Annotated in this window: 26 protein-coding genes and 1 tRNA gene; 17 read left to right on the top strand and 10 right to left on the bottom strand. The window is 60.2% G+C overall.

What is annotated here, in order from left to right:
* Nucleotides 1-22 precede the first annotated feature (22 nt).
* The 5 genes from cofG (at nt 23) to RJ40_RS09520 (ending at nt 3,241) form a co-directional block, all read left to right on the top strand.
* Nucleotides 23-1,006 carry a 7,8-didemethyl-8-hydroxy-5-deazariboflavin synthase subunit CofG gene (gene cofG / locus RJ40_RS09540; protein ID WP_265580626.1) on the top strand — a complete coding sequence of 328 codons (984 nt, stop codon included), beginning with the start codon at nt 23-25 and terminating at the stop codon, nt 1,004-1,006.
* Nucleotides 1,003-1,713, top strand: a complete 711-nt coding sequence (gene purC, locus RJ40_RS09535) for a phosphoribosylaminoimidazolesuccinocarboxamide synthase (protein ID WP_265580625.1) — start codon at nt 1,003-1,005, stop codon at nt 1,711-1,713. Before cofG ends, purC begins: the two co-directional genes overlap by 4 nt.
* A 3-nt stretch (nt 1,714-1,716) precedes the next feature.
* Nucleotides 1,717-1,962, top strand: coding sequence for a phosphoribosylformylglycinamidine synthase subunit PurS (purS, locus tag RJ40_RS09530; RefSeq protein ID WP_265580624.1), 246 nt, complete (start codon nt 1,717-1,719; stop codon nt 1,960-1,962).
* Nucleotides 1,959-2,660, top strand: a complete 702-nt coding sequence (purQ, locus tag RJ40_RS09525; protein ID WP_265580623.1) for a phosphoribosylformylglycinamidine synthase I — start codon at nt 1,959-1,961, stop codon at nt 2,658-2,660. The genes purS and purQ overlap by 4 nt, the downstream gene beginning before the upstream one ends.
* A 287-nt stretch (nt 2,661-2,947) precedes the next feature.
* Nucleotides 2,948-3,241 carry a ferredoxin-thioredoxin reductase catalytic domain-containing protein gene (locus RJ40_RS09520; RefSeq protein WP_265580622.1) on the top strand — a complete coding sequence of 98 codons (294 nt, stop codon included), beginning with the start codon at nt 2,948-2,950 and terminating at the stop codon, nt 3,239-3,241.
* A 23-nt stretch (nt 3,242-3,264) separates the two neighbouring features.
* On the opposite strand, the gene RJ40_RS09515 is transcribed toward RJ40_RS09520, so the two are convergent.
* The 7 genes from RJ40_RS09515 to ppsA all read right to left on the bottom strand — a co-directional run bounded on the left by RJ40_RS09515 (nt 3,265) and on the right by ppsA (nt 10,495).
* Entirely contained in the window at nt 3,265-4,446 is a 1,182-nt protein-coding gene (locus tag RJ40_RS09515; RefSeq protein WP_265580621.1) for an MFS transporter, read from the bottom strand.
* Nucleotides 4,440-5,057: an METTL5 family protein gene (locus RJ40_RS09510; protein ID WP_265580620.1), complete on the bottom strand. Its 618-nt coding sequence runs from the start codon at nt 5,055-5,057 to the stop codon at nt 4,440-4,442. Before RJ40_RS09510 ends, RJ40_RS09515 begins: the two co-directional genes overlap by 7 nt.
* Nucleotides 5,058-5,117: 60 nt before the next feature.
* Complete coding sequence (locus RJ40_RS09505) at nt 5,118-5,510, bottom strand: hypothetical protein (protein WP_265580619.1); 393 nt, start codon at nt 5,508-5,510, stop codon at nt 5,118-5,120.
* Nucleotides 5,511-5,620: 110 nt separating this feature from the next.
* Complete coding sequence (gene dph2, locus RJ40_RS09500) at nt 5,621-6,592, bottom strand: diphthamide biosynthesis enzyme Dph2 (protein ID WP_265580618.1); 972 nt, start codon at nt 6,590-6,592, stop codon at nt 5,621-5,623.
* Nucleotides 6,561-7,112 (bottom strand): hypoxanthine/guanine phosphoribosyltransferase, encoded by a 552-nt coding sequence (hpt, locus tag RJ40_RS09495; protein ID WP_265580617.1) that lies wholly within the window; start codon nt 7,110-7,112, stop codon nt 6,561-6,563. Before hpt ends, dph2 begins: the two co-directional genes overlap by 32 nt.
* Nucleotides 7,105-8,202, bottom strand: a complete 1,098-nt coding sequence (gene mfnA / locus RJ40_RS09490; RefSeq protein ID WP_265580616.1) for a tyrosine decarboxylase MfnA — start codon at nt 8,200-8,202, stop codon at nt 7,105-7,107. Before mfnA ends, hpt begins: the two co-directional genes overlap by 8 nt.
* A complete protein-coding gene (gene ppsA, locus RJ40_RS09485) occupies nt 8,180-10,495 on the bottom strand; it encodes a phosphoenolpyruvate synthase (RefSeq protein WP_322743874.1) in 2,316 nt (771 codons plus the stop codon). Before ppsA ends, mfnA begins: the two co-directional genes overlap by 23 nt.
* Nucleotides 10,496-10,692: 197 nt before the next feature.
* Here ppsA and serA point away from each other — a divergent pair, with 197 nt between their 5' ends.
* A complete protein-coding gene (serA, locus tag RJ40_RS09480; protein ID WP_265580615.1) occupies nt 10,693-12,315 on the top strand; it encodes a phosphoglycerate dehydrogenase in 1,623 nt (540 codons plus the stop codon).
* A gap of 125 nt (nt 12,316-12,440) precedes the next feature.
* Nucleotides 12,441-12,513, top strand: a tRNA-Val gene (locus RJ40_RS09475).
* 318 nt (nt 12,514-12,831) lie between these two features.
* On the opposite strand, the gene RJ40_RS09470 is transcribed toward RJ40_RS09475, so the two are convergent.
* On the bottom strand, nt 12,832-13,440 hold the full coding sequence (locus RJ40_RS09470; RefSeq protein WP_265580614.1) for a hypothetical protein: 609 nt from the start codon (nt 13,438-13,440) through the stop codon (nt 12,832-12,834).
* Nucleotides 13,441-13,704: 264 nt separating this feature from the next.
* Nucleotides 13,705-14,130 (bottom strand): PEGA domain-containing protein, encoded by a 426-nt coding sequence (locus tag RJ40_RS09465; RefSeq protein WP_265580613.1) that lies wholly within the window; start codon nt 14,128-14,130, stop codon nt 13,705-13,707.
* Nucleotides 14,131-14,236: 106 nt separating this feature from the next.
* On the opposite strand from RJ40_RS09465, the gene RJ40_RS09460 reads away from it, so the two are divergent.
* From RJ40_RS09460 to RJ40_RS09415, 10 genes are all read left to right on the top strand, one after another.
* Nucleotides 14,237-15,313, top strand: a complete 1,077-nt coding sequence (locus tag RJ40_RS09460) for a YIP1 family protein (protein ID WP_265580612.1) — start codon at nt 14,237-14,239, stop codon at nt 15,311-15,313.
* A gap of 264 nt (nt 15,314-15,577) precedes the next feature.
* A complete protein-coding gene (locus RJ40_RS09455) occupies nt 15,578-15,721 on the top strand; it encodes a hypothetical protein (protein ID WP_265580611.1) in 144 nt (47 codons plus the stop codon).
* A 264-nt stretch (nt 15,722-15,985) separates the two neighbouring features.
* On the top strand, nt 15,986-16,513 hold the full coding sequence (locus RJ40_RS09450; protein WP_265580610.1) for a hypothetical protein: 528 nt from the start codon (nt 15,986-15,988) through the stop codon (nt 16,511-16,513).
* Nucleotides 16,510-17,928, top strand: a complete 1,419-nt coding sequence (locus RJ40_RS09445; RefSeq protein WP_265580609.1) for an ABC transporter ATP-binding protein — start codon at nt 16,510-16,512, stop codon at nt 17,926-17,928. The genes RJ40_RS09450 and RJ40_RS09445 overlap by 4 nt, the downstream gene beginning before the upstream one ends.
* Complete coding sequence (locus RJ40_RS09440) at nt 17,877-18,494, top strand: energy-coupling factor transporter transmembrane component T family protein (protein WP_265580608.1); 618 nt, start codon at nt 17,877-17,879, stop codon at nt 18,492-18,494. The genes RJ40_RS09445 and RJ40_RS09440 overlap by 52 nt, the downstream gene beginning before the upstream one ends.
* 165 nt (nt 18,495-18,659) lie before the next feature.
* Nucleotides 18,660-19,148 carry a hypothetical protein gene (locus RJ40_RS09435; RefSeq protein WP_265580607.1) on the top strand — a complete coding sequence of 163 codons (489 nt, stop codon included), beginning with the start codon at nt 18,660-18,662 and terminating at the stop codon, nt 19,146-19,148.
* A gap of 36 nt (nt 19,149-19,184) precedes the next feature.
* Nucleotides 19,185-21,014 (top strand): YgiQ family radical SAM protein, encoded by a 1,830-nt coding sequence (locus tag RJ40_RS09430; protein ID WP_265580606.1) that lies wholly within the window; start codon nt 19,185-19,187, stop codon nt 21,012-21,014.
* Between the two features lie 222 nt (nt 21,015-21,236).
* Complete coding sequence (locus tag RJ40_RS09425) at nt 21,237-22,277, top strand: DUF2117 domain-containing protein (RefSeq protein ID WP_265580605.1); 1,041 nt, start codon at nt 21,237-21,239, stop codon at nt 22,275-22,277.
* Nucleotides 22,277-23,425, top strand: a complete 1,149-nt coding sequence (locus RJ40_RS09420) for a hypothetical protein (RefSeq protein WP_265580604.1) — start codon at nt 22,277-22,279, stop codon at nt 23,423-23,425. Before RJ40_RS09425 ends, RJ40_RS09420 begins: the two co-directional genes overlap by 1 nt.
* A gap of 109 nt (nt 23,426-23,534) precedes the next feature.
* Nucleotides 23,535-24,317: a hypothetical protein gene (locus RJ40_RS09415; RefSeq protein WP_265580603.1), complete on the top strand. Its 783-nt coding sequence runs from the start codon at nt 23,535-23,537 to the stop codon at nt 24,315-24,317.
* Here the strand turns inward: RJ40_RS09415 and RJ40_RS09410 are convergent.
* Nucleotides 24,304-25,944 carry an ATP-dependent DNA ligase gene (locus RJ40_RS09410; protein WP_265580602.1) on the bottom strand — a complete coding sequence of 547 codons (1,641 nt, stop codon included), beginning with the start codon at nt 25,942-25,944 and terminating at the stop codon, nt 24,304-24,306. The two genes, RJ40_RS09415 and RJ40_RS09410, sit on opposite strands and share 14 nt — an antisense overlap.
* Nucleotide 25,945: the final 1 nt, after the last annotated feature.

The following is a 25,945-nucleotide window of genomic DNA, read 5'->3' as shown; positions in this document are numbered from 1 at the left end:
GTGGAAGGGGAATGGTACCTGCATGCACCGCAAGGTGATCACCTATTCACGCAATGTCTTCCTTCCCCTCACCCACGTCTGCAAGAACGCCTGCGGCTATTGCTGCTTCAGACAGACAGCGGGGGAGGGGTGCGTGCTGCCGCCGGAAGAGGCGCACCGGACCATCGACACCGGCGCCCGCCTCGGCTGCACGGAGGCCCTCTTCACCTTCGGGGAACGGCCAGGGGAGGTGCCCGGGTTCTCCGACCACCTTGCCGCGCTCGGCTATGCCGATATTCTTGACTATTGTTACGACCTCTGTCTGTACGCTATCCGGGCCGGCGTCCTGCCGCACACCAACGCAGGCATTCTCACCCCCGCTGAACTCGAACGGTTCAGGGAGGTGAATGCGAGCATGGGACTGATGCTTGAGACCACCGCAGAGATCCCGGCCCATCGCAACTCGCCGGGCAAGGACCCGGCGGTGCGGATCGAGATGATCGAAGAGGCGGGCAGGCTCAGGATCCCGTTCACCACCGGTCTGCTCATCGGGATCGGCGAGACACCGGCCGACCGCGAGGAGTCGCTCGAAGTGATCGCCGGCCTGCAGAGACGGTACGGGCACATCCAGGAGGTCATCATCCAGAACTTCTGCCCGAAGGAGGGGACGGACATGGGGGGTGCCACCCCGGCATCGACCGAGGAGATGGCCGGGACGATCTCCCTTGCCCGGGAGATCCTTCCCCCGGAGGTCGCCGTCCAGATCCCCCCGAACCTTGCCGATGCAGAGAGGCTCATCAGATGCGGAGTCAACGACCTCGGCGGGGTTTCGCCGCTCACCATCGACTACGTCAACCCCGAACACCCCTGGCCCCAGATCGAGGGGCTCAGGAAGACGGTCGGGGACCCAAGCCTCTGCGAGCGGCTCTGCATCTATCCGAGGTTCATCGAGAGGGGCTGGTATTCCGATACCATCGCCCCTCTCATCCATAAACTCCAGAGAGAAATTGAGGAGAGGTCATTGTGACTGAACAGGAACCCATCTACCGCGGAAAGGCGAAGTCCGTCTTCCGTTCCGAAAACCCTGACGAACTGATCGTGAAGTTCAGGGACGATATCACCGCTTTTGACGGTGCAAAGAAAGACGAACTCTCTTCCAAGGGCGTGTACAATGCCAGGGTCTCGGCATACCTCTTCAGGTACCTGGAGGAGAACGGGATCAAGAGCCACTTTGTCAGGATGGAGGACGAGCGGACGATGATCGTCAGGCCGCTGGAAATGATCCCGGTCGAGGTGATCGTCCGCAACATCGCCGCAGGTTCACTGGTACGCAACTACCCCTTCGAGGAGGGCGCACCTCTTAACCCCCCGGTGATTGTCCTGGACTACAAGGACGACGAGCGGCACGACCCGATGATCAACGACGAGATCATCGTGGCGCTGGGCTTTATGACGGTTGAGGAGATCGAGGCTGTGAAGCAGACGGCCCTGAAGATCAACAGTCTCCTCAAGGCACGGGTCGATGCGATCGGGCTCGACCTCGTCGACTTCAAACTCGAGTTCGGCCGGCACGGCGGCGAGGTTCTGCTGGGAGACGAGATCTCGATGGACTCGATGCGCCTGTGGGACAAACAGACCCATGCCTCGATGGACAAGGACGTCTACCGCTTCGACAAGGGGGACGTGATGGCCACCTACGCTGAGGTGGCAAAGAGACTTGTCGAGGAGGAATAAAGAATGAAATTCACCGCAAAGGTTACGATTGGACTCAAGGAAGGGATGCTCGATCCCGAGGCGCGTGCCATCCAGCACGCCCTTGCCAACATCGGGTTTGAGACCGAAGGACTCTCCACGGCCAGGGTCTTCACCATCGCCCTGGATGCTGAGGACCGGGCGGCCGCACAGGCTCTGGTCGAGCAGATGTGCGAACGCCTCCTTGCCAACCCGGTCATCCACCGCTACGAGGTCGAGGTACTGGCATGAAATTCGCGGTGGTCCAGTTCGGGGGGAGCAACTGCGACCGCGACGTCCAGTACGTCATCTCAGAGGTCTGCGGGGCCGATTGCGATCTTGTTTGGTACAAGGACGGACTCAAAGAGGACTACGACGCAATCGTCCTCCCCGGCGGATTCAGCTACGGCGACTACCTCAGGGCCGGGGCGATCGCCGCACGGACCGGGATCATGGACACCGTGGTCAGGCATGCGCAGGCCGGCGGACTGGTCCTCGGGATCTGCAATGGCGCACAGATCGGGGCGGAGAGCGGGATGGTGCCCGGCATCTTCACGATGAATGCCAGCCCCACCTTCATCTGCAAACCGGTCTGCCTGCGGGTCGAGGAGAACACCTCGCCGTTCACCCGCCTCTTCAAGAAGGGCGAGGTGGTCAGGATCCCGATCGCCCACAAGGAAGGCCGCTACGTCGCTTCCCAGGAAGAAATCGCCAGACTCAACGCAGAGGGACGGATCGCATTCCGCTTCTGCGACGAGCAGGGCGAGGTGACCCCGGCCGTGAACCCAAACGGCGCCGCGGAGAACATCACCGGTGTCCTCGGCGGACCTGCCCGCAATGTCCTCTGCATGATGCCTCACCCAGAGCGGGCCTCTGAGGAGGTGCTCGGATCGGCCGACGGGAAGAAGGTCTTCCTCGGGATGATCAAGAGCATCGAAGAGCGCGAGTGAGCGAAAGGTTCACGAATACTTTTTTTGATCTGGAGAATTTCTCTCCTGGAGTGAACATCAGGGCTGACCACACCCTTGCCCCTGCGTGATGGATCGGCAAAGAACAGGATCACCCTCTGAACGATCAGCCCGCTGCCTTCCCACTCCATCAGAAAAACGAGGAATTCTCATCTCTGCTCTCGCGCCGGGGGGAGAAAACCCCGACCCCCCCCACGGCAGAAAGATCACTCAGGAAGTTTACTACAAACCCGGGCAAACCTAAAGCCCGATACCAACAAGGTGATGATATGACTGACCTGACACAGGAAGAACTCGAAGAACAGATCCTTGCCTGGACTAAAGATTATGCCCGGAAAAACGGGTGGACCCTGAACCCGGACGACCGACAACTGCATACCGTGATCAAGGGACTTGCGCGCAACACGCTCAGGTTCGGCGAACAGTATTGCCCGTGCCGGCTCAGGAGCGGCGATGTCGAGGAGGACAAAAAGATCATCTGCCCCTGCATCTATCATCAGGACGAGATCGAAGAGGACGGCAACTGCCACTGTCGGCTTTTCTTCAAAAAAGACACGGAGTGAAATTCATCCCGGTCAACGCCCGATCACTGCGCCCCTGACCTCAACCACCGCCCGAACGAAGCCCAGGGATAGGGGACGAAGAGGGTGAGGAGTGCAGCGGCAATGATAGGGACCAGGAGGGTGGCGAGAGCGGCGTCGAGAGAGAAGGCATCGGCAACCACCCCGCTCACGATCACCCCCAGACCGCCGGCACCGACGGCCAGGCCGAGCATCAGTCCTGAGGCGAGGCCGGCCCTTCCAGGCATCACTTCCTGGCCCATCGCCACGGTCACAGAGAAGGTGGACCAGAGGAGGAAGCCGAAGAGGAGGAGGCCGGCATAGGAGAGAGGCCCATCCGTCATGAGGAAGAGAATGAATGGCGGGACCGAGGCGACGAGGCCGAGGAAGGTGTACTCTTTTCGCCCGTAGGTATCGGAGAGAGACCCGCCGACATACTGCCCGACGACGCCGGCAACGAGCATCAGGGAGACGAGGGTGTTGGCGGTGACCAGGTCGACATCGAGGGTGGCGTGGATATAGGTCGGGAGAAAGGCGACGGCGGCGAAGATCGCCCATGACCTCAGCGCCCCGACGCCCACGACCATCGCGATCGGTCTGAGCGAGAGCGGGCCCCCTGCTTCTGCTTCCTCTTCGGTCCTCTTCACCGGCTCAGTTCCTTCAGCCGGCAGGAGGAAGCCGAAGAGGCCTGCCATCAGGAGACCGGGGATGGCAAGGAAAAGAAGGCCGTGGAGACCGAAGGCACCGACGGCCAGGCCTGCCAGGACCGGGCCGAGGGCAAAACCCAGGTTGCCGCCGATGACGAAGATCGAAGTTAACCGCCCGCGGTTCTCGGTCCTGGTCAGGCGGTTGACCATCGCCATCGCCGACGGGTGGAAGAGCGCCGCGCCGAAGGCTGCAAGACAAGCGCAGATCAGCAGGACCGGATAACTCCCGATGAACCCGAAGACTCCGATGCAGATCGAGGCGATGAGAAAGGGGACCGGGAAGGGGACGGCGACGCCGCGCCGATCGGCAAGCCACCCGACAAAGGGCTGGAGGAGCGAGGAGGTGATGTTGAACCCGGCAACCAGAAGGCCGGCGACGACATACGACCACCCGTGCGTCGCGATGAGGAGGGGAAGGACCGCCGGGATGACCGGCGAGTAGACGTCGATGACGAAGTGGCCCCACGAGAGAGCGAGGACCGATCGGAGTTCCTTCAGCATCCTCCGGTCCTCTCGATCCTGAGCACCTCGACCGGGATCTCCATCCGGTCCTTCCGGTGAAAGGCGAAGGTCCGTGGAATGGCGAACGAGCCCTCGACCGCACCGGTGACCTCCCCCCTACCCCTCACATACTCCTCGACAAAGCGCAGCGAACCCGCATTGAAGATCCCATAGACGACCGGCGCGGCCACGAGGGCGCAGTCGATGAAGGGTCGGTCGGCATGTTTTTTCTGCGCCCCGAAGGGGGGGTTCATCACGACAGTCTCGAAGGTGTCGGGGCGGATAGGAAAGGCGGTGCCGACCTCGCCGCGGACGAGGGCGAAGTCCACCCCGAGATCATCTGCATTTCTCCGGGCGGTCCGCAAGGCCCCCTGGTCCAGATCGATCCCGACGACCTCGCCGGCACCGAGGAGGGCCGCGCCGCAGGCGAGGACCCCGGTCCCGCACCCGAGGTCGAGCACTCGCCGGCCCGCAATCGCACCCTCGGTCGAGGCATGGTACAGGAGGCGGGCGGCGACGTCGGCGGGCGTCGCGTACTGCTCCAGTACCGGCCTTGGGGCAGGGAAGCCCTTGAGCCGCTGGAGCCTCATCTCCAGGTGTTTCAGCCTCATACGTTGGTGTACGCGTTGGTGAGGAAAGTGGATGAAGTTGCCGGACGATACCCCGACACCTCACCCCCTGACGACAGCGATGGAGAAATATGACCCCCCATACTCAAGGACCGTTGGAGGGACATTTTCAAGGAACTCTCGGTCTTCGAGACAGGAGAGGACACGGGGGCTCCAGCCCTCCATCATATTCTCGTGCCGCCACATGATCCTCGAGTAGGGGAACGGAGAGGGGCGGCCGACCTTCTCCCCCTTTACCAACAGGTCATACAGCGCAGGATGGGCAAGAATGTCATCCTCTGAGAGGTGAATGACCGCATGGTCAACACCGGGTTCGGCCGGGAGGGCAAGATCGTACCCGCCATAGTGCGGATACAGAAGAAGAGCAAACAGCACGACGAAAAATACGACGACCAGACCAAGGAGAGGGAGGGCGCGTCCGCCGGGAGGCCACATACCCTCAGCCTCCACCTCAGGGTTAATCAATCTTCGGCTGTGCCGAAGTTCTTGATCACCCCCTCACGAGGGGACAGGGGGGGACATAGCAGCCCTGTCACCCACAGAGATCACACGATCTCGTCGACCTCGTACTCCTCCCAGGCCCGCGCCCCGACCAGAACCTCGAACTCCTGTGGGGTGAGGAGAGGGACCGGGAAGCGGACCTGGTCGTCATAGGCCAGGCGCGGGCAGGCGGTGTTCACATAGGCCCCGCACCCGAAGTTGATCATCTCGGCCGCCGAGACCTCGCGCATCGTGATCACCATCGCCTTCTCGGAGAGCGCGGCCAGGCGCGCCGCGAGTGCAGGTCGGGCCTGCCCGCTCTTGGTGGAGAGGATGATCCCGACGCACTCGGCCGACCGCGCCTTCTCGATGAGGGCGAAACGCCGTCTGAGCAGGCGGTCGGCGTCCCCCGAGACCTCGCGCACCTCGCCAGAGTACGGATCGAGGGCGATGACATGCTTGCCGGTGGCAAGGGCAACCCCGATGGCATGAAAGACGCCAGTCCCGACATACAGGATCTCGGGGGCCGAGAGGGCGCGGGCATTCGCATAACTGCACCCGAGCACCTGGCCGGGGAGCGGGGTCCGTCCCTCGCCTGGGCCGACCTCGGCCCTGACCCCGTGTGCGGCCAGCACCTCGGCGACCTCCTTGAGGAGATGAACGTGCTGGACCGTGGTGACCAGACCCACCTCGGTACCGTGGAGGAGGGGGAGGGCCGCGGCCACGGCCGCGGGGTCGAAGTCGAAGGAGAGGTGCTCGTACAGCACCCCCTCCCGTTCCTCGACCGGCGCATGCCCGACATGGACCAGGAGGTCGGCCCCGGTCAGGGCGACGGTGTCCAGGGCCAGGTCGCAGGCCCCGTAACACGGATCGCCGGCGACGGCTGCAACCTCGATCCCCTCCGCTCCGAACGCCCGGACCAAAGAGGGCGCCCGGCGCTTCAGCCCGTCGGGAAGCTGGAGAACGACCCGCCGCGCTCCCGCCGCGCGCACCCTGGCCGCCAGTTCAGCGGCAGGTATCAATGACCCTGACTCCATCGGCATCCACATCAATCGTGACTAAGGGCGTGTACGCCCGTCCGAGTTCGGGCTCGCCGCGCTGGATCACCACGCAAACATCGGCGATCTCGGCCCCTGCGTTCTCGAGGGCGGCAAGGACCGCCTTCAGTGTTCCTCCGGTGGAGATCACGTCGTCGATCACGACCACCCGGTCTCCCTTCTCGATCCCGTTCAGGTAAAGTTGTCCGGTCGAGTACCCGGTCGACTGATGGACGGCGATCTCGCCGGGCAGGGAATACGAACGCTTGCGCAGGATGTTCAGCGGGATGTCGGTCATCAGCGAGAGCGCGGTTCCGATATGGATTCCCATCGCCTCGGCGGTGACGATCTTGTCCACGCCGTGAAGGTCCATCACCGTAACCATCGCACACGCCACGTCGCGCAAGAGGGCCGGGTCGAGGAGCGGCACCCCATCGGTGATCGGGTGGATAAAGTAGTTGTATTCTCCCCGCCGCACCATCGGCGCGGCTTCCAGTGATTCAATCAGACGTTCAAGCATCCATCTCGCCAATATCTCGTACAAACTCCTCGATCACGTCCCGGGTCACATGGGGCATCATAACCGTGCGCATATGACCGCGTCTGGTCCATGAGACCCGCCATCCGGGCGGGACGGCGCCGGCCTCGAAGGTCGCCACGTTCAGGTCGGGCGTGACCGCACGTCGGTACCCATGGGTCTCCATACCTTCGATGAGCCGACGGGTATTCTTCATACATCCTTCGACGACCGCCTTCATCCCGCTCATCCCGAGATACTCAAGGACGGCAAAGGCACCGACGACCGCTCCACCCGACCTCGTCCCGGCCAGAGTGCACTCCTGCTTCACCGTCAGGTACGGGGTCTCCACATTGAGGAGGCCGAACCACGAGGGCTCGCGGACCAGCAGACTCCCGCACGGGATGGTGCTCATTCCCATCTTGTGCGGATCCACCGCAATGGACGAGACGCCGGGGAGGGCGAAGTCGAAGGGGATCTCAGGATCCAGGAAGGGGATCACCAGTCCGCCGAAGGCGGCGTCCACATGGAGAGGGACACCAGCGTCATGGGTGATCTCGGAGACCACCCTGATCGGGTCGACGACCCCATACTCGGTCGTCCCGGCGACGGCAACGACACAGCAGGTGTTCTCGTCGATCCGATCCTGGAGGGCGTCGACATCCATCCTGAAGGTCTCGTCGGACGGGACGGTCCGCATCTCAAGGGAGAGAATATCGCAGGCCTTCTCAAACGAAAAGTGCGCGGACTCCGGGACCACCACATTCGGACGCCTCGAACTCTTCATTTTTGCAAAGATCCGCAGCGCCTGGAGGTTCGATTCGGTCCCGCCCGAGGTGGCATACCCTCCGGCCTTCGGATGATGGAAGAGCGTGCCCAGCCGCTCGATAAGAAGTTCCTCGATCGAAGCCGTCCCTGCAAAGAGACCGGGATCCCCGAGGTTTGCCTCAATAAACATCTGATGTGCCCGCACCGCGACCGGGTGGGGAATCGTACACATCGAACTCAGCACATGATGATAGTTCGAATCCTCTCCTTTCTTCAAAGAGAGGAAGGAAAAAAGTTCCTCTTCAGATATTCCATTCGCCTGCATTCTTGGATCTCACTGCGTCAAGGATCAGCCGCTTCTCCGTCCTTGCTGCTGTCTCCCTGATCTTGGGGACGGCATCGATGTTTGCAGATACGCTGGTGATCCCGTTCCCGATCAACCACTCGACCATCTTCGGATCTGAACCGGCCTGGCCGCAGATCGAGCACTCGACATCGTACTTCCGGCAGACGGCGATGGCGTCGTGGATCAGTTTGAGCACCGCCGGGTGCTTGGGCCAGTACATGGAGGAGATCAACTGGTTGTTCCGGTCGATGGCAATGGTGTACTGGATGAGATCGTTGGTCCCGAAGGAGGCAAACGAGATGCCGGCCTTGCAGAAGTCCTCGATGAGGATGGCGCACGCCGGGATCTCGATCATGATGCCGAGGTCGACGGCGTCGACGTTCACGCCCCAACTGGCGATGAGCTCTTTTGCCCTGATGAACTGATCGGGGTGGGAGACGAGTGGGAACATCAGACCGAGGTTGTCATAGCCCTGGTCCCAGAGCCGCTTGAAGGTCTCGACCTGCATCCTGAACTGGGCCTCGCTCTGGAGGTCACGGCGGATCCCGCGCCAGCCGAGCATCGGGTTGTGCTCATCAGGCTCTTCTTCGCCGCCGAGCATGTTCCTGAACTCGTCGGTGGGAGCGTCGAGGGTCCTGACCCAGACGGGCTTGCCAGGGAAGGCGTCGAGAACGGTCTTGATCCCGGTATAGAGTTCGGAGATGAACTCCTCTTCCTTGCCGTTCTTGATGAACCAGCCGGGGGTCTTGTTCAGGCCGAGGATGAGGTGTTCGATCCGCAGAAGCCCGACGCCGTCTGCGCCGGTGGCTGCGGCCCGCATGGCGGCCTCAGGCATGGACACATTCACCTTGATGCTCGTTGCGGTGATGATCGGGGCCGGAACAACGGCTGCACCGGCCATCTGGCCGGCAGGCATCGCCTGGGCGGCGGCAGGGACCGCTGATGCGCCTTCGAAGACAAGACCCTTCTCACCATCGATCGTGACCATCTGTCCGTTCTTCAGCGTCTTTGTAGCCGTTTTCGTCCCGACGACTGCAGGGGTGCCGAGTTCCCTCGATACGATCGCTGCGTGGCAGGTCATCCCGCCCTCGTCGGTGACAATGCCGGAGACCTTGCGCATCGCAGGGACCATGTCGGGGTTTGTCATCTTCGCCACGAGGATGTCGCCGTCTTTGACTTTGCCGAGGGCCTTGACGTCATGGACAATGATCACCGGGCCGCTTGCCACACCCGGAGACGCACCGTTGCCCTCCAGGATGACTGCACCCCGCTCACTGGCCGGCGCCGCCGCAGCCGTGGCCGCGTGGTTGTTCACTCCGATGGTGGTGATCGGCCTGGACTGGAGGATATAGATGGTATCCCCGACAGTCCCCCACTCGAGGTCCTGGGGTACGCCATAGTGCTCCTCAGAGATCCGGCCGTACTCCGCGAGGCGTTCTACCTCGGTGTTGGAGAGGACCGGTTCGTCCTGGCGGTCCTTCGGGATCTCCACCAGTTCGGTGCCATGGTCCCCGACCGGGACGATCATGTACTCCTTGTTCGAAATCAGTCGGTCGACGACCCGCTTGAGCCGGCGGTCGTAGACATACTTGTCGGGGGAAACGCTGCCCGAGACGACCGCCTCTCCAAGGCCCCAGGAACCTTCGATGATGGTGAGGGGTTCGCCGCTCACAGGATGTGATGAGAACATCACGCCAGACTTTTCAGAACCGATGAGTTGCTGGATCACGACAGCGATGTTCACGGTCCGGTCGTCGAAGCCCTGCTTCGCACGATAGTAGACGGCACGGGCGCCATACAGGGATGCCCAGCACATCTGGACGGCTTCGATCACATCGGTTTCGCCCTTGATATTCAGGTAGGTCTCCTGCTGCCCGGCAAAACTGGCGTCAGGGAGGTCTTCGGCCGTAGCACTGGAACGGACGGCGACCACCAGTTCTCCATCACCCATAGATCCATAGGCAGCAAGAATCTCCTCTTTTATTCCTTCAGGCATCTTGGCGCCAAGAACAAGTCCTTTGACACTCTGAGAAACCTCTTCAAGCGCTTCGTTGTCATCGACATCAAGGTCTGAGAGGAGGGTAAAGATAGAATCCTCAAGCCCGGTCTCAACAAGGAATTTTCTGAAGGCTTGAGCGGTTACAACGAATGCTTTCGGGACAGGCAGCCCTACCGAAGTCATTTCACCGAGGGAGGCCCCTTTTCCCCCTACGGATGGGATATCATCCTTTGAAATCTCTTCGAGCCACAAAACGTTGGGCATTTCGGTCATTATCGCACCACCTATATGGTAGGCGTAACGAATATTATAGATTCTCCCTGTACGGCTCTGCCCTTTTTTGAGATACCTAAATATAGACAGAAGGGGGGATCCATTCCTGCTCTCCGGGGGATAAGACGTGTGGATCAGGGCGTGCCGACCGGGACCCGGATCAGGCGCGGCGGCAGGGTTCCAGACGATAAAAAAGCATGAATACCTGTAGAGAGGTATATATTCTGGGGTTTACATTGCAATTCAAGGTTCTTGTCAGTGATTCGCTGGCTGAAGAAGGCATAGAGATATTGCGGGAGACGTGTGACGTCGATGTCCGCACCGATCTCACTGAAGAACAGTTGATCGAAGCGATCAAAGACTACGACGCCATCCTTGTCCGGAGCGGCACCCAGGTCACGGCCGAGGTGATCGAGGCCGGTGAGAAGTTGAAGTTCATCGGCAGGGCGGGAGCGGGTGTCGACAATATCGATACCGAGGCGGCGACCCGTCGTGGAATCCCGGTGGCCAACGCACCGTCAGGCAACACCCTTGCGGCGACCGAGCACACCATCGCCATGATGTGCTCTCTTGCACGGAACATCCCGCAGGCGACGGCGTCCCTGAAGAAGAAGGAATGGAAGCGTTCGAAGTTCATGGGGGTCGAACTGAACGAGAAGACGCTCGGGATAGTCGGACTCGGCCGGATCGGCCGGGAGATCGCAAAGCGTGCGCAGGCAATGGAGATGAAGATCGTCGGGTTCGATCCGTTCGTCACCAAGGAGCACGCCGCCCAGATCGGGGTCGAGTTGCTGGGGATCGACGACCTGGTGAAGGTTGCCGACTTCATCACGGTGCACACCCCGCTGACGCCCGAGACGACGCACCTGATCAATGCCGAGCGCATCGCCACCATGAAGGACGGGGTCAGGCTGATCAACTGCGCCCGCGGTGGGATCATCGACGAGCAGGCGATGTACGACGGTCTGGTCTCAGGGAAGATCGCCGGCGCTGCTCTGGACGTCTTCGAGAACGAACCGCCTTTCGAGTCGCCGCTCCTCACCCTTGACAACGTGATCGTCACCCCGCACCTGGGGGCGAGCACGGTCGAGGCGCAGAAGAATGTCGCGACCTCGGTCGCAAAGCAGTGCCTCGCGGTCTTTGGCGGCGCACCGGCAAAGTACGCGGTGAATGTTCCGATGGTTCCGCCGGACCGGCAGGAACAGATCCAGCCCTTCGCCTTCCTCGGTGAGAAGATGGGTAAGCTCATCGGTCAACTCGTCGACGGCCGGATCGAGGGGATCGAGATCACCTATGGCGGGGAACTCTCCGAGAGCCGCACCAACCGGTTTATTTCCAGAAGCATCCTCAAGGGTCTGCTCGACCCGATCCTCCGCGAGCCGGTGAACTTTGTCAATGCCGAGTATGTCACGAAGGAGCGCGGGATCCGGGTGGCCGAGACGGTCACCAAGGCAGACTCGGGCTTCAAGAACCTGATCACCCTCAAGGTCACGACCGACCGGATGGAAGAGACGGTCAGTGGCACGGTCTTCTCCAAAGACCGGATCAGGATCGTCTCCATCGGTGGCTACACCATGGACATGGTCCCCGAGGGCTCGGTGATCATCTCGCGCCACCTCGACAAGCCGGGCGTGATCGGTCGGGCTTCCACTATCCTTGGCGAGGCCGAGATCAACATCGCCGGCATGCAGGTCGGCCGGGTCAAGCCGGGCGAGGAAGCGATCATGGTCCTGAACGTCGATGCCGATGTCCCTGCTCCGGTCATGGAAGAGATCAGGGCAAAGGTCGGGATCTTCTCGGCGAAGTTTGCAAAGCTCTGAGTGAGAGGGGATCGCGCGGGGGCATCCCACCCCCCTGACTCTCTCATCTCAAATGCCCGTCCCCCAACAAAGTTTATATCAGACTATATCCAATCTATAGAGAGTCTGATTGTTCAGGCATCAAAGGGCTCGTGGTCTAGCCGGTATGACGTCGCCTTGACATGGCGGAGGTCCTGAGTTCGAATCTCAGCGGGCCCATTGTCTTCTTTTTGAAAATTTTTTTCGAAGAGCATAGGCGCCGGTGTTCGGCGTTGGAAAAACATACTAACACATTCGTCGGCACCGCCATCACAGACGACAGTAGTGTCGTATCCTCACTCTTTCTGATCCAGAACCTGTATTTGTCATGCCTTTCGAGGTTCTCTTCAGGAGCTATCTTTCAGAACGGTGCCCTTGCCCGTGGCGTTCCGAAGGAGGTTACGGCCTGTCTCTGGTGGGGTGTGAGTGTTCTTTATGTGCAAGGACATGATCGGGATCGGTTGCGTGCTCGTTGCCGAACCCGTCGGAAAAAAGAATTCAGGAATTGCTCTGTATCGCCTGTTTTTCTTTTAAGATCTTCTGGGGGTGCTCCCACCAGAAACTGTCAGGAGCATACGGATCGAAGACATCAGCACAACATTCGATTACCTCATCGATATGCTGCAGGTATTTGGATTTGAATTCCTCGTCGAGAAGAGAGACTTTCTTTTTTATCTCGGTGAGATCATGATCCCGTTCTAATTCTATCAATAGTATCTCGATACCACTGCGGGCGAGTAGATCATTCGGAATTTCAAGTTCGAAAGGTTCCAGATCTGCAAAACTATCGATTGTCGCAGGATAATAGTAAACCTCATCTTTCAGCAGAGTGAACAATTTTTCGCGATAATCTCGCCCTCTTTTCTGCTCCAGTGCTTCCAACTTTTGGGTTATTCTCTCATACTCTTGTCGAAGGCCTTCACAGTTGACTCCTTCTTTTTCGAGCAGATGTATCCAAAAAGGGAGAAGGTGTTTTAACCGATACGGTGCACTGGGGGTATACCTCCCAAGTCTTTTCAATTCGTCATAATGTTCGTTGGTCTCCTCAATCTTTATTTCATAGCGAAGAAGGCCTTTTTTTATTCTATCGAGGAGTTTTTCATCCATTGTATGCTGTCTCCATGGGTCTAGTTCAACTGGATCAGTCTATTAGCGATCTTTTCATCGACATAATCTTCTTTCGGTTTGAAGAACGTCGTGATCAGCCTGTCCTTCGTTACGCTCACGAATTCGTTAGCGTTGCGATCATAGGCGATCAAAGTGTCTTACTCTCATTCTGATCTGGACGTACTTTTCATAATTCCTTTGGGATTTCCTTTGGTGGTTAACTGTCCCATAAGTACTAACACTCATCTGGGGGATATTCATGGCCTATTTCTGGGGGATCATACCCATTGTAGGTGGAGAGGCCGTCGCCGTCGGTGTTGATGAGGTCGGGATCGGTGGTGTGGCGGTTGCCGAACCCGTCGGTAAACCTATTCTCCTCTTCGTCGTCGAGCAGCCCGTCCTCTTCAGGTCGTCGTTGTTCAGGGTGGCGGAGAGGGTGGTCGTCCGGTCGGCCACGATCGTTACGGTGGCGATGTAGGGTGCATAGTCGTTCTTGACGACCTTGACCTGCCGCGTGCCGGCCGGTGCGTCGGGTATGGTGAGGAGGCCCGTGGTCTCGGAGGTCGTGCCTTGATAAGAACTTTCGATGGAGATGTGATCTCCGGGTGCGAGATTGGAAAGGGGAAGGAGGGAAATAGTCCCGAAGAAGAGGGCGTTGGCGTCTCGACTGAATGGTCCACGCAGAATCACTCCGACAAATACCACTTAGATCATCTAAATCGCCCCCAAGAATAACTAAAAATATTTTACAAGACCAAAACGGCAACCATTTATCATCTGTATCCAAGTATGCGTGATGTCATATTCATTCATCCAGAAAATCACGGGCATCCTTTTCAGGCCGGCACAGACTTTCCGCGACCTGGAAGACGAATCTCTCTGGACTGCCCTGGTTCATTATCTCAAACTCTCAGTCCTCTTCTCCGCACTCATGACCCTCACGCTCTACACCCTCCCCGGTGTGCCCACGACGCGGAAATGGGCGATGGCATCCCAGGTCTTCCAGCCCCTGGACTTCTTCGCGTTCTTGGCCGTCATCCTGATCGTCGGGCCTTTGCTCGTCGGGATATGGCTGCATGTCTGGGCCTTTCTTCTTGGCGGGCGCGGGGGGATCGGACAGACGCTGAAGACGGCGCTGTATTCGTACACCCCTTTCCTCGTCCTCGTCTGGATCCCGATCCTCGGCCTCTTCGCCGGGGCGGTCTCGACCCTGTATCCCCAGGTGGTCGGCATCAGGGAACTCCACCATCTCCCACCGCGCCGGGCAAAGAGTGCCGTCTGCGTCGCGGTATTTCTCTCGGTCGTCGCTCTTGTTGCGATCATCGTCATGATACTCGTTGCGCCGCCCCCGATGCTCTCCTCCCTGTCGACCGGAACCGGGGCGCCGGTGGTCCCTGACTGCCCATACCTCCTGAACCAGTCAGACCTGCCTGAGGAGATCACCCTTATGTATGCACACGAAGTCGATGAGGAAATGATCATGCGGAATGCCAGAGACCTCGGGTGCCTGAAGGAGTATACAGAGCTCTATGCTGAGGAGAAAACGTCTTCGACCAAATCCTGGAGGATCAGCCATTTTGTAATGGTTTTCCCCCCTGGCAATGCCATGGAGATGGTGCAGCATGACGATGAGGTCCATGAGAGGATGGTGTCACTGGAAAAAGCCGAGAAACTCCAGGCTCCAGCACTGGGGGATCTCTGTATCAGTTACAAACTATTAGATATGCGCATTGGCGATGCCGAGGCATATGACGGTTATATGATCTCATTTGCGAAGGGCAACGTCTATGAGAGATTCATCACCACCGGGCCGTTCCCTGACTATGAACTCCTCAAGGATCTCGCGCAACGCGCCGCGGCAAAGATCCCATAATTACTCACAATATTTTTCCCCGGTCTATCTTCTGAAAGATAGACCCTCTCGGGGGATCCTGCTGAAAAATGATGCCCCGGCGCGATCAAAACTTCAATCCTCCAGGATACATCATTCCACCACACACTTCTCAGTCTCTCCGGCGCAAAACATCCTCAACCGGATCCGCGATACAATCCCCGGACACACTATCCTTCGACCAGGATATAAACACCCTCATGTCGAGGGATCAGGTTTATAAATCCGGAGATATCACCGGAAATTATGTCCAGGTCGCGGGAAAAGACGATCAGGAAACAGATGAAAAATCTGGATTTGGACACCATGAATAGACACTACGACTACGAAGACTATGATGACGAGTTCGATCCGTACGATCACGTCGAGAGGAAGAGAAAGAGAAGATAAGTCGATTCACCGGGATCTCCGGATGCGCAACCGGTCCCCCGACCAATAACTTTCGTCCTCTTTTTGACAGACCCCCCCCACTCCCACAGGTATTATATACCGTAAAGTCCACCTTTGTACTGCAATGAACATATGTGAACATCAACTAACACCCCTGCATGGCATACGGCCGACCACCCACTCCATCATATCCTGGCGCTGGTGACCGCTTTTTTCTCACACCAGCACCGCCCTCAGAATATCATTTCATAAAAAACCGATATCATGAAGTCACGCGACATTGCCATTGCAGGTATCCTGCTCGCCACCGGCGCCATCGTGCGTTATATCTCCCTGGTGATCCCGGGTCCGATCGTCTCGAACCTGGTCATCGCCTTCTACTGTCTTGCGATCATCCTCGTCGTCCCGACCTTCGGCGAGGCCGTCGGCATCGGAGTCGTCGCCGGGATCCTCTGCGCCCTCATCAGCCACTCGGTCTTCCCACCCGCAAACCTGATCTCCGAACCGGTCGGCGCGGCCGTCTGTCTCCTCGCGTATACCGTGCTGAGAGGGCGAATCGGCATCGCGCCCGGGGCTGCCACCCTCGTCGCGACCCTCGCCTCAGGGACGACCTTCATCCTCATCGCCATCCTCGGCATTGCCCCCATGATCCTCACGAAGTACGCATCCATCGGAGTCTTCGCCATGACAACGATACCGATCGTCGTCATCACCGCAGCCGTGAACGCCGTGATCGCCCAGGCCCTCTATGTCCCGGCATCACGAGCCCTGACACGGGGGAGGGAGAGATGATCAGAATCGAAGGCCTCGTCTACACCTATCCGGGCGCAGAGATCCCGGCCCTGAGAGGGATCGATCTCTCCGTCGCCGCGGGGGAGATCGTGCTCGTCACCGGGCCGACCGGTGCGGGCAAGACCACCCTCTGCAGGGCGGCCGGCGGCGTCCTCGCCCACGAATACGGCGGCACCCTTGAAGGCTCGGTCGGGCTTGGAGGGCGGATGATCGAGGACTACGACGGCATGACAGAGATCGCCCGGGTCGCGGGGATCGCCTTCGACGACGCCGATGCCCAACTCATCTTCTCGACCGTCGAGGAGGAGATCAGGACGGCCTCTGCCGATGAAGGAGGAGTGGAGAATGTGCTTGAGATGATGGGACTTCTGCACCTCAGGGACCGCGCCCCGCATACCCTCTCAGGCGGGGAGAAACAGCGGACCGTCCTCGGCACCGTGATCGCCGGTGACCAACCGGTACTTATCCTCGACGAACCGGCCGCGGAACTCGACCCCGGCCATGCTGTCAGGGTCGCCGAAATCCTCACAACTCAAAAGAAGGAGGGGAAGGCGATTCTCATCGTGGAGAACACCCCCGGCCCCTTCGCCGCCATCGCCGACCGGGTCGTCAGACTCGCCGAGGGGAGGATCACCGAACGGCCGGCCGAAATCTCCGAACCAGCCGCAACCCCCCCCGGAGAGACGGATACAGGCGAACCGGTGATCAAGATCCGGGGACTTACCCATGCCTATGAAGGAGGGTTCGCTCTCAGGGGGATCGACCTTCATATCAGAGCAGGGGAATGCGCGGCATTCACCGGCGAGAACGGATCAGGGAAGACCACCCTCATCAAGCACCTCAACGGCCTCTTGCGTCCACAGCAGGGAAGCGTCGAGGTCTGTGGCATGGACACTCGCCGCCACCCGGTCCCGGCCCTTGCCAGGAAGGTGGGGCTTGTCTTCCAGAACCCCGACACCATGCTCTTTGAGGAGACTGTCGAAGAAGAGGTGCTCTTCGGGGCGAGGAACACCGGGGCAACCGACCCTGAAGGCGCGGCAGACGCCGCACTCTCTGCCGTCGGACTCATCGAAAAGAAAACCATCTATCCCCGCCACCTGAGCAGAGGGGAACGGCAGCGACTTGCCATCGCCTGTGCCCTTGCCATGGATCCGGCGGTGATCGTCCTTGACGAACCGACCACCGGACTTGCACCAGACGAGGCCGGCCCTGTCATGAACCTGCTGCGGAGCCTCAGCAGGAGAGGGAAGGCCGTGGTCATGGTCACTCACGACCACGGACTTGCCCGGCGATATGCCGACCGGATCATCAGGATGGAGGAGGGGAAGATCGTCGGAGAACTGACACCAGGAGGAGAGGAGATATGCAAGAGATCTTCCAGTACAGGAGTGGCAACAGCGTCTTCCACCGCATGAACCCGCTCGCAAAGATCGCGGCGGTCGCAGCAGTCGTCGTCATCGCCGTCCTCACCAGCGATCCGATCGTCCTCGGCGGGATGGTGCTCGCCATTGCGGCAGTCGGTGCCTTCGCAGGTATGGGGAGAGCGTTGATGCAGCAGATCCCGCTCCTCCTCTCTCTCGGAGGGTTCCTGGTCGTCGTCACCTGGCTCACCATCCCGGAGACAGGCATCTTCTTTGGCCTTACGCTTACGCTCCGTTTCTGCGCCATGGTCTTCGCCTTCCAGTTCCTGGTCTCCACGACGATGCCGACCGCCCTCGTCCGCGCCCTCAGGAAGATCAGGTTCCCGGCAGACTATGCGTTGATGACCCTGGTCGCCCTGCGGTTCATCCCGCATCTCCAGAACGAGGGGAAAAAGATCCAGGAGGCACAGGCGGCACGGGGTTTCTCGCCCGGCAGCGGGATCAGAGGGAGAGTCCGCGGTGCCGTACCGGTCCTCGTGCCCCTCATCACCAATGCCCTCGGAAAGGCCGAGGTGATAGGAATGACGATCGACCTGCGCAGACTACGGGAACGCCTCTGAATGAGGAAAATTTTCATCTTTATCTCAGACATCAAGAGGAAAATTGTCAAAAATAAGATATAGTAGCGTATTAATCCCCAAATTCTCTTTTGATCAATATATAATGAGAAATTTGCGTTTAATTCAATACAATGAAATAAAAGAAAATGTAGATGATCTCTCATCATGAAAGGAGAGACAGCTTTCGCGATCATCGCAGTCGCGGCCTTCCTCTTCATCTCCGTCTTTCTTCTTACCTTCAACGGGGCATGCGGCGATGAACAGACAGCCCCCGCCCCTGCAGGCCCGGTAGAGACCACGGGGCCGGCACCGATCCAGACACTCGATATCGTCGAGACGACACCGGTGACAACCGGGACCGAGACCGATCCGGTCGTCGGGAGATGGATATTCGACCAGACCTACACCGAGGAACTTCTTCTTGAAACCGACGGAAGCGGGAGACTGGTCACGACCTACCCCACATCGGTGAACGCCTCGAGCCCACGGAACATCACCTGGACCTATGACCCTGGCAGGACCGGGCAGAGGATGCGCGCCTACCATCTTACCGTCGAAGACGCAGAGGTTGAACTGCTCTTCTTCAACGAAAAAGAAGATAATCTCAGGCGTCATGGTCAGGACGGGATGGTCTTCTACACCCGTGCCCCATGACACATCTATATCCAGAGTAAGGCCAGATATGCTTTCATGACCCCGCAACCCCCCTTCCTCCCGATGACCGTGAGGGAGGCAGAGCACCTCGGCATCGAGAGGTTCGATGTCATTCTCATCACCGGCGACGCCTACGTCGACCACCCTTCTTTCGGGACCGCCCTCATCGGGAGGGTGCTCTGGGACGCAGGTTATACCGTCGGGGTCATCGCCCAGCCCGACTGGAAACGACCCGACGACTTCCTCAGCCTCGGCCGTCCCCGACTCTTCTTCAGCATCTCTTCAGGGAACGTCGACTCGATGGTCAACGCCTTCACCCCGAACAAAAAGAGGCGGAGCACAGACGTCTACTCACCGGGCGGGAAACCGCACCGGCCTGACCGGGCAGTGATCGTCTATGCAAATATGGTCCGATCCCTCTTTCCCGACACCCCGATCCTCATCGGTGGGATCGAGGCAAGCCTCAGGCGCTTCGCCCACTATGACTACTGGTCCGACCGGGTCCGTCAGTCGGTCCTGGCCGATGCTCCGGCAGACCTCCTCGTCTATGGGATGGGAGAGCGGCAGGTCGTCGAGGCCGCCGCACGGTGCGCGGCCGGGAAAGACCTGCACGGGATCAGGGGGACCGCCGCAACCATGACGGTGGCGGAGTGGCGGGAGGCCAAACCTGGAGACGACGTCGTCGCCATCCCCGGTTTCCCGGAGGTGAAAGACGACCCAGGGGCATATGCCAGGGCCTTCGGCCTCCATGCCCGCGAGCAGGATCCGGTGCGTGGCCGGACGGTCGTCCAGCCCCACCCGAAGACCGTGATCGTCCAGTACCCCCCTGCCCGCCCCCTCTCCACGTCCGAACTCGACCGGGTCTACGACCTCCCCTATGCCCGCGCCGCCCATCCTTCATACACAGAACCGGTCCCGGCCCTCGAACCGGTCAGGTTCTCGATCACCACCCATCGCGGCTGCTTTGGTTCCTGCGCCTTCTGCGCCCTCACCCATCACCAGGGACGGATCGTGCAGAGCAGAAGCCAGGCATCGATCCTCGCAGAGGCAGAGCACTTCACGAAGATGACCGGGTTCAAGGGGGTGATCCAGGACGTCGGAGGGCCGACGGCAAACATGTACGGGCTCACCTGCCCGCAGTGGGAGACGTACGGGGCATGCCCGGACCGGCGGTGCAGCCCTGACTGCCCGAACTTGCAGACCTCCCATGCGGCGCAGGTCGAACTCCTCAGAAGTCTACGGGCGATCAACGGTGTGCGACATGTCCACATCTCCTCGGGGATCAGGTTCGACCTCGCCCTGGCCGACGAGGGGTATATCCGGGAACTCACTGCCCACCATGTCTCCGGCCACCTCAAGGTCGCCCCCGAACATATCGTCCGCCAGGTCACCGAGCGGATGAACAAACCAGGGTGCGAGGTCTTCGACCGGTTCAGGGAACGCTTCGCCGGAGCGAGCAGGGCCGCCGGGAAAAAGCAGTACATCCTCCCGTACTTCATGTCAGGTCACCCGGGCGCCACGCTCCGGGACGCCGTCGAACTTGCCGAATATATCAGGGACCACCACCTGTACACCGAGCAGGTCCAGGACTTCACTCCTACCCCGATGACCAGGTCCACCTGCATGTACGCCACCGGGATCGACCCCATGACCATGGAGCCAGTCCATGTGCCGAGGGGTCAGGAGAAACAGATCCAGCGGGCCCTCCTCCAGTACAAAGACCCAAAGAACAGGCGACTCGTGGATGAGGGACTCCGGACCGCCGGCAGAGAGGACCTCATCGGAACCGGGTGGGCGTGCCTGGTCAGGCCTCAGCGCGGGAACGAGCGGACCGACCGAAAACAATGGCCGGCCCGGAGACGATGAAGGCCCTGCACACACTTTTTTGGCCCTTTTGAAACCCTCGATTCCTCTCCTCATGACCCGGAGGGTGGCGAGAGGGCACCACTCAATCGCCACCCCCCGGCGCGAGACGGCAGGTTCGGATCGGCCTGGTGGAGCGGCCCATCTGATCGACGGCCGGCGTAGATCCAGAACCAGTGCCCATGCCCGTGCCTTTTTGGGGAGAGAGGGCAAGAATGTGATCAGATGAGTCCAAGAGTTCCGCTCACCATGGTCGTCCACGGGCCTGAGCCCTTCGACCGTGGGGACGTCAGGGCCGTTCTCTCGACCCTGGGCCAGGTCAGAATCCTCGTAGCCGGGGTGATGGGCCGGACCGCCGCAGAGGAGTCGGGGCTGCCGGTCGAGTGCTGCAGCGCCCCGCCGAGCGCGGTGCTCAACGCCCAGGAGGGGCCGGTCTTCCTCCTCAACCACGGGAAGACCCCTGAGTCAGGCCGGACCTTCGGCGAGATCGTCGCGGGCAGAGTCATGCGCGGCGATCTGGTCCATGTGGAGTGCGCCTCAGATACGGTGTACCTCTGGAACAACGGGGATGCCGACCTTGCCGGACGGCTTTCCGCCGTCTTTGGATATCATGTCGAGCGCGCAGCACCAAGGGTACCTGAGAACGGGACGACCAGGACCATAAAAGGCTGTCTTCCGGGCGAACCGGTCTGCGTAAACGGGACCGTCATCGGTGAAGCGACGGCCGAGACGGTGGTCCTGGAAGAGCAGGACGGCCAGGTCGTTCCGGTGGCGGGGCTTCGCCCCAAACCCCACGGGCTTGAAAAACTGCACCGGAACGGCCCATTCTCCCTGGGGGACGCCTGGTGCAAGAGCGGCGAGATCAGGAGAGGGCAGGGGGCCATCGACCGGAGATGCTGCCCGGAAAGGGGACGGGTTGTGCTCATCGACCACTGCGGCCACCACTTCTACGACCTGGTCACCCCTGACACCTGCGGGGTGCTCGCCATCGGGGACGACACGACGGCGGTCGCCGGGCACATCGCCCTCCACCTTGGCATACCGCTCCTCGGCATCACCGACGGTGACCTTGACGGCGTGATCGGACGGACCTTCCCGGCGGGTTCGGTGGTCCTCCAGGTGACCGAAGGACGGGACGACGATCTCGGACTCAAGATCGCAATGAGCATCCCTGATGGTCCAGTCTCATGGCATACCTGGCTCTCCGAGGCGATCGCAGGCGTAGAGGACCGGACACAGGTAACCATCGACCTGAGAGGCGAGTGATGATGCGCTGCGCCGAGTGCAAGGGCCGACTCCTCTGCGGGTTGCCGCGGTGCCCGATCATGAGCAGGTTCCATGCCCAAGTCACCACCGCCGCGCGCGGCACCAGTTACATGGGCACCGCACCGTCGGTCTTTGTCGGGAGTTACGGTTACCCCGCGGTCTCGGCCGGGCCGCTCATGACCACCGACGCCGACGCCCCGCCGACCTGGGTGGCGCAGGGCCTCTCCATCGAGGATATCGTCGGGATCAGGGCGAGGACCATCAGGGGTTCGGCGCCCACCGCAACGGTGACCGGACAGATTCAGGAGATCGCACTCTCTTCAAGCCCGCTCGACGTCGAGGCCGCCTTTGAACGGCCGGTGAGATTTGACCTCAGGTTCGACGGGACCGTCACGCCGGTCGGGCTCTCCGCGAGTATCAGACGGCTCGAAGTGATCGACAATGCGAAGGTCAGCCGCGTCGTCGACCGGATCACCTCTGATAACGACCTCCCGGCAACCGAGGCCTGCGAGAACCTCGGGGCCGAGGGAGTGGATGTCTACCAGATCGCACAGTTGATGAGTTCCGGTCTCCTGGGAAAGCGGCGGCGGGTCGTCCCGACCAGGTGGGCGATCACCGCCGTGGACGACACCGTCGGCAGCGGCCTGAAAAAGGAGATCTTCCGCTTCGCACCCCTGGAGGGGGTGGAGTTCTTTGCGGCGACACTCCATGGGAACACGATGGCCGTCATCCTGGTGCCGGGCGACTGGAAGTTCGAGATGATCGAGATCTGGGGGCGCCGTTCTCTCTGGGCAGGCGAGGAGGAGACCATCATCTGCGACATCGAGGGCAGAAAACAGGGACGATATTCCCCCATCGGAGGAGCCTACTACGCGGCCCGTCTGGCCGTGGCCGAGTATCTCGCGAAAAAACACCGTTCGGCCCGCGCCATCGTGGTCAGGCATGTCAACAGCGAATATTGGGCGCCCCTCGGTTCCTGGGTGATCAGGGAGGCGACGCGGGCGGCCATGCAGGGCACTCCGACCAGGTGCGACAACCTGCAGGGCGCAGCCGCGCAGATGGATGCCACCCTCGGATACTCACACTGGCGAGAGAGGAGTAAACTCCTCATTGAGCTCTTATCTCAGAAAACCCTATTTGAATTTTAGCATTTTGCGCAGAGACAAATAGACAAATATATCTATTTTTCAGCACACATATCAGAGCATGCGCAACGTACGGATATCCGGGAAAATCACCGATATTTCTGTCAGGAAAATGTCCTGCATTTTCTCCACTCTCCTCCTCTTTGCGTACCTCACCCCGGCGGTTACGGCAACCAATATGGCTTCCAGGGTCGCCGAGTCATCCACCCAGGATCTATTCACCCTCTTCATCGCGGGGGTGCTCTACCTCAACATCCTTGCGGTGGTCATGGTCCATATCCTGCGGCGAGGCAAGAAGGTGAAAGGGCGGTCGACCATCGCGCGGATCATGGGGGTCTCGTTCGGCATCCTTTCCGTCGCCGCCGGCAGTATATTTATGATCTCCACTGTTCTGGTTGTCCTCGGTCGTTTTGCCGACATCACCCTCTTTGCCTGGACCTGGGACTTTCTCGCGTACCTCATCACCGACATGATCCCGGCGGCAATCGGGGTGGTCATCCCCTCGATGACCATTGCCCTCCTCATCCTCGGAGCGGCAGGCGTTCTCATCTTCCTTCTTGGGGCGATGCTCATCGTACGCTATGGCGGCGAAGAGATCTTTTCAGAGGTGGCGACTCCGACAGGGAGCGGTAAGAACGTGCAGGGAGGAGTCGACAAAATATCAGAACCCCTCAACCCGATCCTCTCATTCAAAGTCGACATTCGAAGGACCGATGAGCCGGCAGCCGACATGAAGGTAGTCCTCAGACATAGAAACGGTCTCAATGTCAGGAGCAAATACACCGACTTCAACGGAGAGGTCTCTTTCACCAATGTGGAGGGCTTCGGTTCTGACTATTACGCCTATGTGGAAGGGGACGAGAACCGGGAGATCTACCGGGTCATAAGGACTTGAACTGCTGCTCGTACCGGGCGGCCACCCCGCCCACCGTCTCGATCTCGTCCACACTCTTGTCCTCACGCAACCTGACAAAGCGCGGGAACCTGAGGGCATAACCGCTCGCATAGTTCTGGCTCTCCTGGACCTCGGCATACCCGACCTCGAAGACGGCCTTCGGCTCAAGAACGATCTCCTTGCCCTTTTCTGCGATGACAAACTCCTTGAGATGCCTGAAGATGAAGGCAAGATCCTCGTCCGACAACCCGGTCGCCACCTTCCCGACCGGGAGGAGATCGCCGCCTTCGTCCTGGCAGGCAAGAAGGAACGAACCGAAGAGATGGGCGCGCCGCCCTTCCCCCCACTCCGCACCGACCACCGCAAGGTCGATGGTGTCGACCGCAGGTTTGACCTTGATCCAGTTCTTGCCGCGTACGCCCGGGGTGTAGGCGGCCCCGCGCGTCTTGACCATCACGCCCTCGTGCCCCGCGTCCAGAGCCTCCTGATAGATCGTCTCGAGGGCATCGGTATCGTCGTTCACCCACTGCGGGGCGACATACCCGGAAAGCATCTCCTCCAGCACCGCACGCCGGTCAGAGAGAGGGCGATCGATGAGCGTCTCTCCGTCGAGGTACAGGATGTCGAAAACATTCGGGACGAGTTCGACCTCCTCCATCGCCGCCTCGACCTCGTGCTTCCGCCTGAAGCGTCTGAGCACGAACTGGAAGGGGCGGGGACGACCATCTCTGACCGCAATCACCTCGCCGTCAAGGATCACGTCGTGGGTCGTCGCGGCGCAGAGTCTCTCGATCACATCGGGTACCGCCCCGGTGACCTCTTCAAGCCTGCGCGAGTACATCCTGCACTCATCCCCGACTTTGTGAAACTGGAACCTGGTGCCGTCGTACTTGTACTCCACCGCGACCGCGCCATGGTCCTCGACCATCCCGGCGATCGTCCCCTGCTGAGCAAGCATCATCTTCACCGGTCTGAAGGGTGCGATGTGCACGTCCTGCAGGGCCGGGGCGCCGGTGCGCGCCAGAAGAGCGACCTCTCCGAGGTCGTTGAGGGCCTGGTGTGCATGGGCGACGAGGGCGGCATCGACGCCGAAGGCCCCGGCGATCGCATCCCGCACATTTCCTTCACCGACACCGATCCGCAGTTCTTCAAGGAGGAGACGGGAGAGATACCGCCCTTCAAGGGCTCCCACATTGCCAAGGAGCCCCTTGATGATCCTGACCTTCTCCCGCTGCGAACGGTTCCCGTCGGTCATTGCGATCCTGGTGAGGTCGCCATAGACTCCACCGAGGGTGGGGGGTTCGACAAAGAACGAGGTCTGGGACTTGGTGGCGAGGAGCCGCTCGACGGCACACCCGACGTCCCCGGTCTCATTGACCGCGGCGACGACGTCGGCCTTCTTCCTCCCTGCGACATAGCCGATCGCCTCGTACAGGAGGTTCGGACCGATGCCGAGTTTCTGGGGGCTCCAGTCAGGGAAGACCCGCCCCATCACAAACCTGACAAATATGGGAAGTTCCTCGTCTGAGAGGGACGGGAGGATGGAGGCGACGAGGTCGATCATCTCAAGCCTCCCGCTCATCCCTTCGAGTTGCTCGCAAACCCGCGAAAATGCTGCAAACTCCATG

Origin of the sequence: Methanofollis aquaemaris, assembly GCF_017357525.1 — an archaeon.
GTDB lineage: Archaea > Halobacteriota > Methanomicrobia > Methanomicrobiales > Methanofollaceae > Methanofollis > Methanofollis aquaemaris.
This window is presented reverse-complemented; position numbering and strand designations above follow the sequence as displayed.